This is a genomic window from Aquabacterium parvum (genome assembly GCF_001447195.1).
GTDB lineage: Bacteria > Pseudomonadota > Gammaproteobacteria > Burkholderiales > Burkholderiaceae_C > Aquabacterium > Aquabacterium parvum.
This window is the reverse complement of record NZ_LFRI01000174.1, coordinates 44790-57199: the sequence shown is the minus strand read 5'-3', so window position 1 is coordinate 57199 and position 12410 is coordinate 44790. Positions and strand designations below refer to the sequence as shown.

Here is a 12410-nt window from a genome sequence, read left to right as displayed (position 1 = left end):
CGACTGGGTGCGATCGGCGGCAACGCTCATGCGACCTCCCCCAGGTCGTTGGCCAGGGCCTGCAGGGTCTGAACAAAGACCTCGGCGCGGTGGGCGTAGTTGCGGAACATGTCCAGGCTGGCGCAGGCCGGGCTCAGCAACACGGCATCGCCTTCGCGGCCCTGCTCCCAGGCCCAGCGGGTGGCGTCTTGCAGCGTGTCAAAGCGCTGGATGAGGATGTCGTCGCCTGAAGGCGTCTGGATGCCCAGCAGCACGGCACCGATGGCCTCGGCGTCGCGGCCGATCAGGGCCACGGCGCGCGTGAAGCGGCCCACCGGCTCGCGCAGCGGCGCGAAGTCCTGGCCCTTGCCGTCACCCCCCAGGATCAGGCAGAGCTTGCCGGGCGACAGGTCGGCGCCCAGGCCCAGCAAGGCGGCGACGGTGGCGCCCACGTTGGTGCCCTTGCTGTCGTCGATGGCGTCCACGCCGCGCAGCGTGAGCACGTGTTCGACACGATGGGGCTCACCACGGTACTCGCGCAAACCGTGCAGCATGGGCGCCAGCGGGCATCCCACCGACGTGGCCAAAGCCAAAGCAGCCAGGGCATTCGAGGCGTTGTGGCGACCGCGGATGCGCAGCGCATCGGCCGGCATCAGGCGCTGCAGCACGATCTCGTGTTGTTCGCCCTTGGCCAGCTTGAGCGTGGGGTCGGCCTCGCGGGCGCGCACCAGCCAGGCCATGCCGGACTCGACCACCAGGCCGAAGTCACCGGGTGCGCGCGGAGCGTCCAGGCCAAAGCGAACGACGTTGCGGTGCACGACCTTGGCGGGCCGACCTCGCACGCCCGACTTGATCACCTCGGGCGGCGGCACCATGGCTTCGGCCAGGGGCTCGTCGCGGTTGACGACCATCACGCCGGTCTTGCCGTGGATGCGGGCTTTGGCCTCGGCGTAGGCAGCCATGCTGCCGTGCCAGTCCAGGTGGTCCTGGCTGATGTTGAGCACCACCGCCGCGTCAGGGTGGAAGTTGCTGACACCGTCGAGCTGGAAGCTGGAGAGCTCGAGCACCCAGGCGTCGGGCAGCACCTCGAACACCGGCGCGGCAGGCGGAGGCGGGGTCAGCTCGATCGGGGCAGCGTCGGCGTCATCGGCCAGTGCGGTGGGAGCTTGGGGCTCGGCGGCGTCCACACCGGCTGGCGCATCGACCTCGGCTGTTTCGGCGCTCACGATGGCCAGGCTCGCAGCGGCAGCCGTTTCAGGCAAACCCTCGTCCGCATCGACCACTTCGCTCGACTCTGGCAGCACGTCACCCGGCTCGGTCACCGAGTCAGGCGCCACATTGAGCTCTTCAGGCAGCACCGCATCGGCCTCGCCCGGCGCGGCGTGCGCTTCGGCGCCTTCAGGATCTGCCAAGCGCGTCGGTTCCTGGTCCAGTGCTGTGCGCAGGGTGTCGAGCAAGGTCGGGCCGATGTTGCCGGCCAGGCCCACACGCAGGCCGGCGCGCTCGATGAGCTTGGCGGTCAGCGAGGTGGTGGTTGTCTTGCCGTTGGTGCCGGTGATGGCCACCACCTTGGGCGCATAGCCCAGATCCACCTTGAGGTCGGCCAGGGCCGAGGCGAACAGCGAAAGCTCGCCGCGCACCGGGATGCCCTGTTCATCGGCAGCCGCCAGGATGGGCGCGACTTCGGGCGAGGCCGGCATCAGGCCCGGACTCTTGAACAGCAGGTTGACGCCGTCGAGCAGCGAGGGATCCAGGCCCTGGTGCAAGGTGGCATCGGGCACGTCGGCGGCCAGCGTGGCGGCCTGAGGCGGGTTGGCGCGGGTGTCGGCCACGCGCACGCTCGCGCCGCACCGGGCGCACCAGCGCGCCATGGCCAGGCCCGAGTCACCCAGACCCAGGATCAGCACGGTGAGGTTGCGAAGGTGGTGCATGGTCTTGTTCGACGCCGCGTCAGCGCAGCTTGAGGGTGGACAGGCCGATCAGGCACAGCAGCATGGTGATGATCCAGAACCGGACCACGACCTGCGTTTCTTTCCAGCCCGACTTTTCAAAGTGGTGGTGCAGCGGCGCCATCAGCAGGATGCGGCGGCCTTCGCCGTACTTGCGCTTGGTGTACTTGAACCAGCTCACCTGCAGCATCACCGACAGCGCTTCGAGCACGAAGACGCCGCCCATGAAGGCCAGCACGATCTCCTGGCGCACGATGACGGCGATGGTGCCGAGGGCTCCGCCGAGCGCCAGCGCGCCCACGTCGCCCATGAACACCTGCGCCGGGTAGGCGTTGAACCACAAGAATGCCAGCCCTGCCCCCGACATCGCCGCGCAGAACACCAGCAACTCGCCCGCACCCGGGATGTGCGGCAGCAGCAGGTACTTGGCGAACACGGCGTTGCCCGTCACGTAGGCAAAGATGCCCAAGGCCGCCGAGACCATCACCACCGGCATGATCGCCAGGCCGTCAAGGCCGTCGGTCAGGTTCACGGCGTTGCTGGTGCCCACGATGACGATGTAGGTCAGCACCATGAAGCCCCACACGCCCAGCGGGTAGCTCACCGTCTTGAAGAAGGGCACGATCAGGTCGGCTTTGGGCGGCAGGTCGTTGCTGAAACCCGACGCGATCCAGCGGAAGAACAGCTCGACCACGCGCAGGTTGTTGGTCTCCGACACGCTGAAGGCCAGGTAGATGGCGGCGATCAGGCCGATGATCGACTGCCAGAAGTACTTCTCGCGCGAGGGCATGCCCTCCGGGTCCTTGTTGACGACCTTGCGCCAGTCATCGACCCAGCCGATCAGACCAAAGCCGGTGGTCACGATCATCACGATCCACACGAAGCGGTTGGCCCAGTCGAACCACAGCAGCGTCGACAGGCCGATGGCCAGCAGGATCAACGCGCCACCCATGGTGGGCGTGCCGCGCTTGGTGAGGTGGGTGTCCATCGCGTACTCGCGGATGGGCTGGCCGATCTTGAGCTCGGTGAGCTTGCGGATCAGGTAAGGGCCCAGCAGCAGGCCGATGACCAGCGCCGTCATGGCCGCCATGACAGAGCGGAAGGTCAGGTACTGGAAGACACGCAGGAAGCCCCAGTCGGGGTGGAGCTCCTGCAGCCACATCGCGAGACTAAGCAGCATGGACAGCTCCGGTGAGGGTGGCGACGACTTGTTCCATCTTCATGAAGCGAGAACCTTTGACCAGGATGGATGCGGCAAGCGGTGCGGCATCGGGCTGGGACAGGGCCGAGGCGATGTCGGCGGCGCTGTCGAAATGACGGGATTGGACAGGCTCACCGCTCGTGGCGGTGGCCTGGCTGGCGCGCACGGCCTGCGCCGCGTGGGCGCACAGGCTGCCAGCCGTCCAGATGTGTTCGATGCCGCGTGCGACGGCGTGGGCGCCCACCTCCTCGTGGAAGGCAGGGCCCTGGTTGCCCACCTCGCCCATGTCGCCAAGCACCAGCCAGTGGGGCCCGGGCAAGTCGGCCAGCATGTCGATGGCCGCGCGCACGGAGTCGGGGTTGGCATTGTAGGAATCGTCCACCAGCGTGACAGCCTGGCCGCGCACCGTGGCCTGCTTGAGCTGCGAGCGACCCTTGACGGGCTCGAAGGCCTGCAAGCCGGCGACGATGCTGGCCAGCGGCACGCCGGCGCCCAAGGCTGCAGCGGTGGCGGCCAGCGCGTTGCGCACGTTGTGTTGGCCGGCCATGGCCAGCGACACATCGGCCTCACCTTGTGGCGTGACCAGGCGGATCTGCCAGTGAGGCGTGGGGGCGGCCTGCCAGGTGGCGCTGCCGCTGACGGCGGCCGAGCCCGGCGCACCGAAGTCGATGACACGGCAGCCCTGGGCCAGCTCGCGCCAGATGGGGGTGTGCGCGTCGTCGGCCGGGAACACGGCCACGCCATTGCGCGACAGCGACTGCAGCACCGAGCCGTTCTCGCGCGCCACGGCCTCGACCGTGTGCATGAACTCCTGGTGCTCGCGCTGGGCGTTGTTGACCAGGCCCACGGTGGGCGCGGCAATCGCAGCCAGCTGCGCGATCTCGCCCGGGTGGTTCATGCCCAGCTCGACCACGGCGCAACGGTGCTGGCCCTCGCGCAGGCGCAGCAGCGTCAGCGGCACGCCGATGTCGTTGTTGAAGTTGCCTTGCGTGGCCAGGGCGGCGTTCGCGTCGCCTTGCGCCGCCATCCAGGCGCGCAAGATGGACGCGATCATCTGCGTGACCGTGGTCTTGCCGTTGCTGCCCGTCACGCCCACCAACGGGATGTCGAAGCGGGCGCGCCAGCCAGCGGCCAGCATGCTCAGGGCCGCGCGGGTGTCGCTCACGGTCAAACCGGGCAGGCCGCTCTCTGCCACGCCGCGCTGACCGATCACGGCCACGGCGCCCGAGCCAGACGCTTGAGGCAGGAAGTCGTGCGCATCGAAGCGCTCGCCGCGCAAGGCCACGAAGCAGTCGCCTGCCTGCAGGGTGCGCGTGTCGGTGTGCACGCGCGCGATCGGCGTGGCAGGGTCGCCGTGCAGGGTCGAGCCCGGCAGCAGCGCATGGGACAGGCCCAGGGTCATCATCATCGTGTTCGGCGCAGCAGAGACAGCGGACGCAGCGCGGCGGACCAAGGCGGCAGCGGCTTCGTCGATGTCGGAAAAAGGTGTCTTGGCACCCGCGACCTCTTGCGTGGCCTCGTGGCCCTTGCCGGCCAGCAGCACCACGTCGCGGGCATCGGCCTGGCTCAGCGCATGGGCGATGGCGGCGCGGCGGTCTTCGATCACGGCCACCTCGTCGCGTCCGGGCACACCGACCAGGATCTGAGAGAGGATGAAGGCCGGCGACTCGCTGCGCGGGTTGTCGCTGGTGAGCACGACGCGGTCGGCATGGCGGTCGGCGGTGGCACCCATGAGCGGGCGCTTGATCGGGTCGCGATCGCCGCCGCAGCCGAACACGCACCACAGCTGGCCACCACGGGCCTCGGCCACGGGGCGCAGGGCCTGCAGGGACTTTTGCAGCGCATCGGGTGTGTGGGCGTAGTCGACCACAACCAGGGGCAAGTCGGTTCGATAGCCTGTCGGCGCTGACACCAGCTGCATGCGGCCCGGCACGGCCTGCAAGGTGGCGCAGGCCTTCGCGATGGCGCCAAGCTCACCACCCAGCGCACGCGCCGCGGCGATGACCCCCAACAGGTTCGCCACGTTGAAGGTGCCAATCACCGGCGCCTGCACGCTGACACGGACAAGCTCTTGCGTGCCTTGCGCGCTGTGTTCGACCACGGTAAAGCGCACGCCCCCTTCGGTGTGCTGCACGTCCAGGGCTTGCAGTCGGGCCGAGCCAGCGGCCCCACCCATGCGGAACGTCCAGGCATCCAGGCCACGCCCCTGCGCGTGGCGCAGCAGGTCAGCCCCCTTGTCGTCGTCGAGGTTGATGACGGCCGCGCGCAGGCCGGGCCAGTCGAACAGGCGACGCTTGGCCAGCCAGTAGGCAGCCATGTCGCCGTGGTAGTCGAGGTGGTCTTGCGTGAAGTTGGTGAACTGGGCCACCGCGATGTGCGTGGCGTGCAGGCGCAGCTCTTCGATGCCGATGGACGAGGCCTCGATGGCTGCGGCCTTCAGTCCTTGCTGCACGAAGTCGCGGAAGGTGCGGTGCAGGGTGATCGGGTCGGGCGTCGTCAGGCCGGTGTGCACCACACCGTCGCCGCGCACCTGGCCAACGCCCAGTGTGCCGACCACGCCGCAAGGCAGGCCGATGGCTTCGAGCACCTGCGCTGTCCACCACGAGGTGGAGGTTTTGCCATTGGTGCCGGTCACGGCCACCACCTGCAGCGCCGCGCTGGGCTCGCCGTAAAAGCCATGTGCGATCTCGGCGCTGCGGGCCTTGAGCCCCGGCACGGAAGCGATGCGCGCGTCGTCAAAGGCGAAGGCCTCGGCGCCATCGGCCTCGACCAGGCAGGCGCGGGCACCGGCCTGCAGCGCTTGCTGCACGAAGGCGCGGCCGTCTCGCGCAGCACCGGGCCAGGCGATGAAGGCCACATCCTTGAGCGAGGCCACAGCACGACTGTCCACCGTCAGGTCGGCAGCGCCTTGCGCGCGCAGCCAGGCCAGGGCGGCGGCGGTGTCGGGGAGGTGGTGCAGCGTGGCCATCAGAAGCTCTCCACCTCGGACGGGATGCTGGTCTGGATCTGCGACTGCACTTCGATGTCAGGCAGCACGCCCAGGCGATGCAGGGTCTGCTGCACGACCTGGCTGAACACGGGCGCGGCCACCTCGCCACCGTAGTACACACCGGTGCCGGGCTCGTCCACCATCACCGCCACGACGATGCGTGGCTGGCTGATGGGGGCGATGCCCACGAACCAGGCGCGGTACTTGTTGCCCGCGTAGCCACGGCCTTCCTGCTTGCGCGCGGTGCCGGTCTTGCCGCCCACGCTGTAGCCCACGGTGCGGGCCTTGAGCGCGGTGCCGCCAGGTTGCGTGGCCATCATCAGCATCTGGCGCACTTCGCGGGCGGTCTCGGGCGAGATCACACGGGTGCCACGCAGCGGCACGATGTCGTCGCTCGCCACGTGCCCGGACTGGCGACGACTTTCGGCCTTGTCGTCCGGCCTGAAGCCGGTCTTGAAGGCCAGCACAGGACGCTCGTCGTCGCCACGCGGCGCACCATTGCGCGGTTCGACACCGCCATCGCGCTTGAGCAGCGACATCGGGATCAGCTCGCCGTCGGTGGCGAAGATGGTGTAGGCCTGCGCCAGCTGGAACAGGCTCGCTGACAGCCCGTAGCCATAGCTCATCGTGACCTGCTCGATGCGGCGCCAGCTCTTGTAAGGGCGCAGGCGACCCGTGACCACGCCGGGGAAGCCGATCTGCGGCTTTTGACCGAGGCCCACGGCGGAGTAGATCTCCCACATCTCGCGCGGCTGCATCTGCAGGGCCATCTTGGCCGTGCCCACGTTGGACGACTTCTGAATGACCTCGGCGACCGTCAGGTCGCCATGCGGGTGAGAGTCGGAAATCGTCGAGCCGTCGATGGTGAGCCGACCCGGCGCCGTCGCGATGAGCGTGTCAGGCTTGACCCGGCGTGTCTCGATGGCCAGCGCCGCGATGATCGGCTTCATCGTCGAGCCGGGCTCGAAGGTGTCGGTGAGCGCGCGGTTGCGCAACTGTGCGCCGGTCAGGTTGCGCCGGTCCTCGGGCGTGTAACTGGGCACGTTGGCCAGCGCCAGCACCTCACCGGTCATGGCGTCGAGCACCACCACGCTGCCGGCCTTGGCCTTGTGCTGGGCCACGGCGTCGCGGATGCGCTGGTAGGCGTAGAACTGCACCTTGGCATCGATGGACAGGCGAATGGACTGACCGTCAACCGCCGGGATGGTGTCACCCACCGACTCGACCACACGGCCCAGGCGGTCCTTGATGACATGGCGCGCGCCGTCGTGGCCAGACAGCTGCTTCTGGTAAGCCAGCTCGATGCCTTCCTGGCCTTCGTCTTCGATGTTGGTGAAGCCGACGATGTGCGCAGCCGATTCACCCTCGGGGTACTGGCGACGCCATTCGCGCAACTCGTAGACGCCCTTGATCTTGAGGTCGGCCACCTTCTGCGAAACATCGTCCGTCACCTTGCGGCGCAGCCACACGAAGTTGGGGCTGGTGCCCAGGCGCTTTTTGAGCTCGGCCGGCTTCATCTCCAGCAACTTGGCGAGCTGGCGCAGCTGATCAGGCGAGGCGTTGAGGTCCTTGGGGATGGCCCACAACGAAGGCGCCGGCACGCTCGATGCCAGCAGCTCGCCATGGCGGTCAAGGATGCGGCCACGGTTGGCTTCGAGCTCGATGCGGCGCTCGTAGCGGCTCGCGCCTTGCTGCTGGTAGAAGTCGTTGTGGATGATCTGGATCCAGGCGGCGCGGCCGATCAACACGGCAAAACCCAGGCCGATGGCGCCGATCATGAACTTGACGCGCCACGGCGGCGTGCGCGAAGCCAGCAGCGGGCTGGTGGCGTAACGCACCGCGGGCATGGCAGCAGCCTTGCCCTGCCGACGCGGCTGGCCGCGCAGGCGGCGCCAGAGGTCGCCGAAGCGGCTCATGGCCGACCTCCCGAGGCACCTTCGGCGGATGCCGCGCCGGCGGCCGAAGCCACACCGGCCGATGCCGCCACGTAGTGCGTCACGCCCGGGTTGTTGCCGAACATGCGCAGCTTCTCGCGCGCCAGTTTTTCAACGCGCAGTGGTGTGGCCTGGGCGCGCTTGTCCAGCTCCAGGCGCTCGAATTCGATCTGCAGCTCGCGCGCAGCCGACTGCGACTTCTCCAGCTCATAGACCAGCCGGCGCGACTCGTGGCTGCTGCGGATCAGCCAGACGCAGCTGCCCAGCAGCACCGCAACCAGCAGGATGTTCAGGCGCAACATCATTTGCGACCTCCCTTGCCCGCAGCGCGCGCGGGCTTGGTCGCAGCCTTGCGAGGCGCCTTGCCCGCATCCTTCGGCGAAGCAGCGGCCACCAGCTCGGGCGACCATGGCGTGTCGGTGCGCTCGGCCACGCGCAGCACGGCAGAGCGCGAACGCGGGTTGCCCGAGACCTCTTCGTCGGATGGCTTGATGCGGCCAATGGACTTGAGCAGCAGGGGCCGTGGCTGCGCGAAGGGCACGCGGCGATCGACCTCTTCCTTGCTGTGGCGCGCGATGAAGGTCTTGACGATGCGGTCTTCGAGCGAATGAAAGCTGATGACGGCCAGGCGGCCACCGGGCGCCAGCATGCGCAGGGCCGCGTCCAGCGCGTCCTCCAGCTCACCGAGTTCGCGGTTGACGTGGATGCGCAAGGCCTGGAAGGTGCGAGTGGCCGGGTCCTGACCAGGCTCGCGGGTGCGCACGGCGCTGGCCACCACGGCAGACAGCTCACCCGTGGTGCGAACCGGCCGCCCTTCGTCACGGCGAGCGATCAGGGCGCGCGCGATCGGGCCGGCAAAACGCTCTTCGCCGTAGGTGCGGATGACGTCGGCCAACTCGTCGATCGTGGCGCGCGCCAGGAAGTCGGCCGCGCTCTCGCCGGACGTCGTGTCCATGCGCATGTCCAGCGGCGCATCGAAGCGAAAGCTGAAGCCGCGCTGGGGGTTGTCGATCTGCGGCGAGGACACGCCGATGTCCATCAGCAGGCCATCGACGGCCTCCCACCCCCGCTCTTGCGCGGCATCGGCCCACTCAGAGAACGGCGCATGGGCGATGCTAAACCGCTCGTCGCGGATCGCGGCCTCTCCTTCGGTGGCGTGGGCAATGGCTTCGGGGTCGCGGTCGATGGCCAGCAAGGCCGCTTCGGGGCCCAGCCTGGAGAGGATCAGGCGCGAATGACCACCGCGGCCAAAGGTGGCGTCAACGTAGCGGCCTTGCGGCAGGGGGCCGGCGGCTTCGTCCCACAAGGCATCGACCGCCTCGTGCAGCAGAACGGTCCGATGCTGCCAAGGTGTGGTGGGTTGCTGCATGACTCAGAAGGTGAAGTCCTGCAGCACATCGGGCATGGGCTGGGCCATGACCTCGGCTTCGTGGGCGGCGTAGCGCTGGGCGTCCCAGAGCTCGAAATGGCTGCCCATGCCGAGCAGCATCACGTCCTTGGTGAGGCCGGCGGCGGCGCGCAGCTCGGGCGAGACCAGCACGCGCGCGGCCGAGTCGACCTCCACGTCCATGGCGTTGCCCAGGAAGATGCGCTTCCAGCCGGCGGCGGACATCGGCAAGGCGGCGACCTTGTCGCGGAAGGTCTCCCACGCCGGACGCGGGAAGACCATCAGGCAGCCTTCGGGGTGCTTGGTGAGGGTGAGCTGACCACCGCAAAGCGCCTGCAACGCGTCGCGATGGCGCGCCGGGACCGCCAAGCGGCCCTTGGCGTCCAGCGACAGCGCTGATGCACCTTGAAAGATCAGACTCACACAAAACCCCACGAATTTGCACTAAATCCCACTTTAACTGATCGACGCCTCCCCAACAAGGCAAAACCAAAAAAAAGTTCAATGAAATCAATGACTTAGAGGCATCAAGACGAGAAAATTCAGCAGAAAAAGTCCTTATGAATCAAGGACCTGCAAAAGGGTGTGCAAGTTCAGAATGAGGAATTTCGCCCCAAAAGGGGGAGGCCGACGCAAGCCGGGATCACCCGAGGTTGCCCCAAGACAGGGGAGGCCCATCTCCCACCTTGCTCCTCCACAAATTGCGACTGATTCTCATTTGTAGGACAATGCGGCATGCGCGTCGACCTGCACCAACCACCCACCCGGGTTCACCGGCTCACCCTGGACCAGCTGCCCGCACGGCAGACCGCGACCATCCGCCACGTCCACGTGCCGCCCGGTGACGACGGTCGCTTGCGCCGGCGCCTGCTGGAGCTCGGTTTCGTGCCGGGCGAGCGCGTGCAGGTCTTGCGCAGGGTCTTCTTCGGCCGCGGCCCCCTGGCCGTTCGCGTGGGCACCAGCACCTTTGCCATGCGCAAACTGGAGTCGTCCTTGATCGAGGTCGAGGCGCACACCGCCCCCGGCCCTCGCTGAACACCGAGCCTCACGCCCCCACCCCGGACATCGCTGCCCCATGAAGTCGCCTGAGGCCGCCGTCGCGGCCAGCCCCCTGCTGATCGCCCTGGTGGGCAACCCCAACTGCGGCAAGACCGCCTTGTTCAACCGCCTGACCGGCGCGCGCCAGAAGGTCGGCAACTACGCGGGCGTGACGGTCGAGCGCAAGGAAGGCCAGTTCACCTCGCCGGCCGGACGCCATTGGCGCGTGCTCGACCTGCCCGGCGCCTACAGCCTGCTGGCCGCCACGCCAGACGAAGCCGTGACCCGGGACGTCATCACCGGCCACCGCGCTGGCGAAAGCCTGCCGGCCGGTCTGGTCTGCGTGGTCGACGCCACCAACCTGCGCCTGAACCTGCGCATGGTGCTGGAGATGCAGAAACTGGGCCTGCCCATGGTGCTGGCCCTGAACATGATGGACCAGGCCCGCCAGCGCGGCATCGTGATCGACACGGCCAAGCTGCAGGCCGAACTCGGCATCCCGGTGGTGGAGTCGGTGGCCGTCAAGCCCGGTGGCGAGGCCGCCTTGCTGGCCCACCTCGATCAGGTGAACTGGGTACCTGGCAACGGCCCCCGAGGCGAGCAGGCGCTGGCCCGCCTGGAACAGACCTCGGTGGAAGAGACCCACCGCCGCGTCGGCGAGATCCTGGCGCGCAGCGTGTCCATGCCTGATGAAGGCTCGCGCATGACCGCGCTGGTGGACCGCTGGGCCCTGCACCCGGTGGCGGGCCCGCTCATCCTGGCCGGCATCATGTTCCTGATGTTCCAGGCCGTCTTCAGCTGGGCCGCCGCCCCGATGGATGCGATCGACGCGGGCATCGGCTGGCTCGGCGAAACCGTTTCCGCCACGATGCCCGAAGGCATGTTGCGCAGCCTGCTGGTCGAGGGCGTGATCGGTGGTGCGGGCGGCGTGATCATCTTCCTGCCACAGATCCTCATCCTCTTTGCCTTCATCCTGGCGCTCGAAGACTCGGGCTACCTGCCTCGCGCCGCGCTGCTGCTCGACCGGCTGATGGCCGGCGTGGGCCTGTCGGGCCGCGCCTTCATCCCGCTGCTGTCGAGTTTTGCCTGTGCCATCCCCGGCATCATGGCCACGCGCACCATCGCCAACCCGCGCGACCGCCTGGCCACCATCCTCATCGCGCCGCTCATGACCTGCTCGGCCCGCCTGCCGGTGTACGCGCTGCTGATCTCGGCCTTCGTGCCCGAGCGCGAGGTGCTGGGCTGGTTCAACCTGCAGGGCCTGGTGCTGTTCGCGCTGTACCTGGCGGGCATCGTCTCGGCCATGGTCGTGGCGCTGGTGCTCAAGGTGGTGATGCGCCAGGGACAGGCCCAGACGCTGCTCATGGAGTTGCCCGACTACCACCTGCCGCACCTGCGCAACCTGCTCGTGGGGCTGTGGGAGCGCGGGCGCATCTTCGTGGTTCGCGTGGGCACGGTCATCCTGTCGATGACCATCGTGCTGTGGTTCCTCTCGAACTTCCCGGCCCCGCCTGCAGGCGCCACGGGGGCCGCGATCGAACACAGCTTCGCCGGGATGATCGGGCGCGCCCTGGAAGTGATCTTCGCGCCCATCGGCTTCAACTGGCAGATCTGCATCGCACTGGTGCCGGGCATGGCCGCGCGCGAGGTGGCGGTGGCGGCGCTGGGCACCGTCTACGCCATGTCGGAAACCGGTGATGCACTGGACATGGCCCTGGGCCACCTCATCGCCCAGTCCTGGAGTTTGCCGACGGCGCTGTCGCTGATGACCTGGTTCGTGTTTGCGCCGCAGTGCCTGTCGACGCTGTTCGTGGTGCGCCGCGAAACCAACGGCTGGCGCTGGCCGCTGATCATGGCGGGCTACCTGTTCGCCCTGGCCTACGCCGCGTCCTTCGTGGTGTATCGCCTGGCCCTGTCGTTCGCAGGCTGAAGA

At 68.2% G+C, this 12410-nt stretch carries 9 protein-coding genes; 2 read left to right on the top strand and 7 right to left on the bottom strand.

The window, feature by feature from the left end:
• Positions 1 to 26: 26 nt before the first annotated feature.
• Genes murD through mraZ form a run of 7 tightly spaced genes read right to left on the bottom strand, consistent with a single transcriptional unit; the run spans position 27 to position 9853 of the window.
• Positions 27 to 1910: a UDP-N-acetylmuramoyl-L-alanine--D-glutamate ligase gene (gene murD / locus ABG80_RS07070; protein ID WP_058087049.1), complete on the bottom strand. Its 1884-nt coding sequence runs from the start codon at positions 1908 to 1910 to the stop codon at positions 27 to 29.
• A gap of 19 nt (positions 1911 to 1929) precedes the next feature.
• Positions 1930 to 3108, bottom strand: a complete 1179-nt coding sequence (gene mraY, locus ABG80_RS07065) for a phospho-N-acetylmuramoyl-pentapeptide-transferase (RefSeq protein WP_058087048.1) — start codon at positions 3106 to 3108, stop codon at positions 1930 to 1932.
• Positions 3098 to 6097, bottom strand: coding sequence for a bifunctional UDP-N-acetylmuramoyl-L-alanyl-D-glutamate--2,6-diaminopimelate ligase MurE/UDP-N-acetylmuramoyl-tripeptide--D-alanyl-D-alanine ligase MurF (murF, locus tag ABG80_RS07060; RefSeq protein ID WP_058087047.1), 3000 nt, complete (start codon positions 6095 to 6097; stop codon positions 3098 to 3100). The genes mraY and murF overlap by 11 nt, the downstream gene beginning before the upstream one ends.
• Entirely contained in the window at positions 6097 to 8034 is a 1938-nt protein-coding gene (locus ABG80_RS07055) for a peptidoglycan D,D-transpeptidase FtsI family protein (RefSeq protein ID WP_407638735.1), read from the bottom strand. The genes murF and ABG80_RS07055 overlap by 1 nt, the downstream gene beginning before the upstream one ends.
• Positions 8031 to 8354, bottom strand: coding sequence for a cell division protein FtsL (ftsL, locus tag ABG80_RS07050; RefSeq protein WP_058087074.1), 324 nt, complete (start codon positions 8352 to 8354; stop codon positions 8031 to 8033). The genes ABG80_RS07055 and ftsL overlap by 4 nt, the downstream gene beginning before the upstream one ends.
• A complete protein-coding gene (rsmH, locus tag ABG80_RS07045; protein ID WP_083505896.1) occupies positions 8354 to 9421 on the bottom strand; it encodes a 16S rRNA (cytosine(1402)-N(4))-methyltransferase RsmH in 1068 nt (355 codons plus the stop codon). Before rsmH ends, ftsL begins: the two co-directional genes overlap by 1 nt.
• A gap of 3 nt (positions 9422 to 9424) precedes the next feature.
• Positions 9425 to 9853, bottom strand: coding sequence for a division/cell wall cluster transcriptional repressor MraZ (gene mraZ / locus ABG80_RS07040; RefSeq protein WP_058087073.1), 429 nt, complete (start codon positions 9851 to 9853; stop codon positions 9425 to 9427).
• Between the two features lie 321 nt (positions 9854 to 10174).
• On the opposite strand from mraZ, the gene ABG80_RS07035 reads away from it, so the two are divergent.
• Entirely contained in the window at positions 10175 to 10474 is a 300-nt protein-coding gene (locus ABG80_RS07035) for a FeoA family protein (protein ID WP_058087046.1), read from the top strand.
• Between the two features lie 40 nt (positions 10475 to 10514).
• The gene (feoB, locus tag ABG80_RS07030; RefSeq protein WP_058087045.1) at positions 10515 to 12407 is read left to right on the top strand and encodes a ferrous iron transporter B; all 1893 of its coding nucleotides are present in this window, start codon (positions 10515 to 10517) and stop codon (positions 12405 to 12407) included.
• The last annotated feature ends 3 nt before the right edge of the window (positions 12408 to 12410 follow it).

What these genes read in the sequence shown, in the direction of transcription:
- murD (WP_058087049.1), bottom strand. Translation starts at nt 1,910, where the DNA reads ATGCACCACCTTCGCAACCTCACCGTGCTGATCCTGGGTCTGGGTGAC.
- mraY (WP_058087048.1), bottom strand. Translation starts at nt 3,108, where the DNA reads ATGCTGCTTAGTCTCGCGATGTGGCTGCAGGAGCTCCACCCCGACTGG.
- murF (WP_058087047.1), bottom strand. Translation starts at nt 6,097, where the DNA reads ATGGCCACGCTGCACCACCTCCCCGACACCGCCGCCGCCCTGGCCTGG.
- ABG80_RS07055 (WP_407638735.1), bottom strand. Translation starts at nt 8,034, where the DNA reads ATGAGCCGCTTCGGCGACCTCTGGCGCCGCCTGCGCGGCCAGCCGCGT.
- ftsL (WP_058087074.1), bottom strand. Translation starts at nt 8,354, where the DNA reads ATGTTGCGCCTGAACATCCTGCTGGTTGCGGTGCTGCTGGGCAGCTGC.
- rsmH (WP_083505896.1), bottom strand. Translation starts at nt 9,421, where the DNA reads ATGCAGCAACCCACCACACCTTGGCAGCATCGGACCGTTCTGCTGCAC.
- ABG80_RS07035 (WP_058087046.1), top strand. Translation starts at nt 10,175, where the DNA reads ATGCGCGTCGACCTGCACCAACCACCCACCCGGGTTCACCGGCTCACC.
- feoB (WP_058087045.1), top strand. Translation starts at nt 10,515, where the DNA reads ATGAAGTCGCCTGAGGCCGCCGTCGCGGCCAGCCCCCTGCTGATCGCC.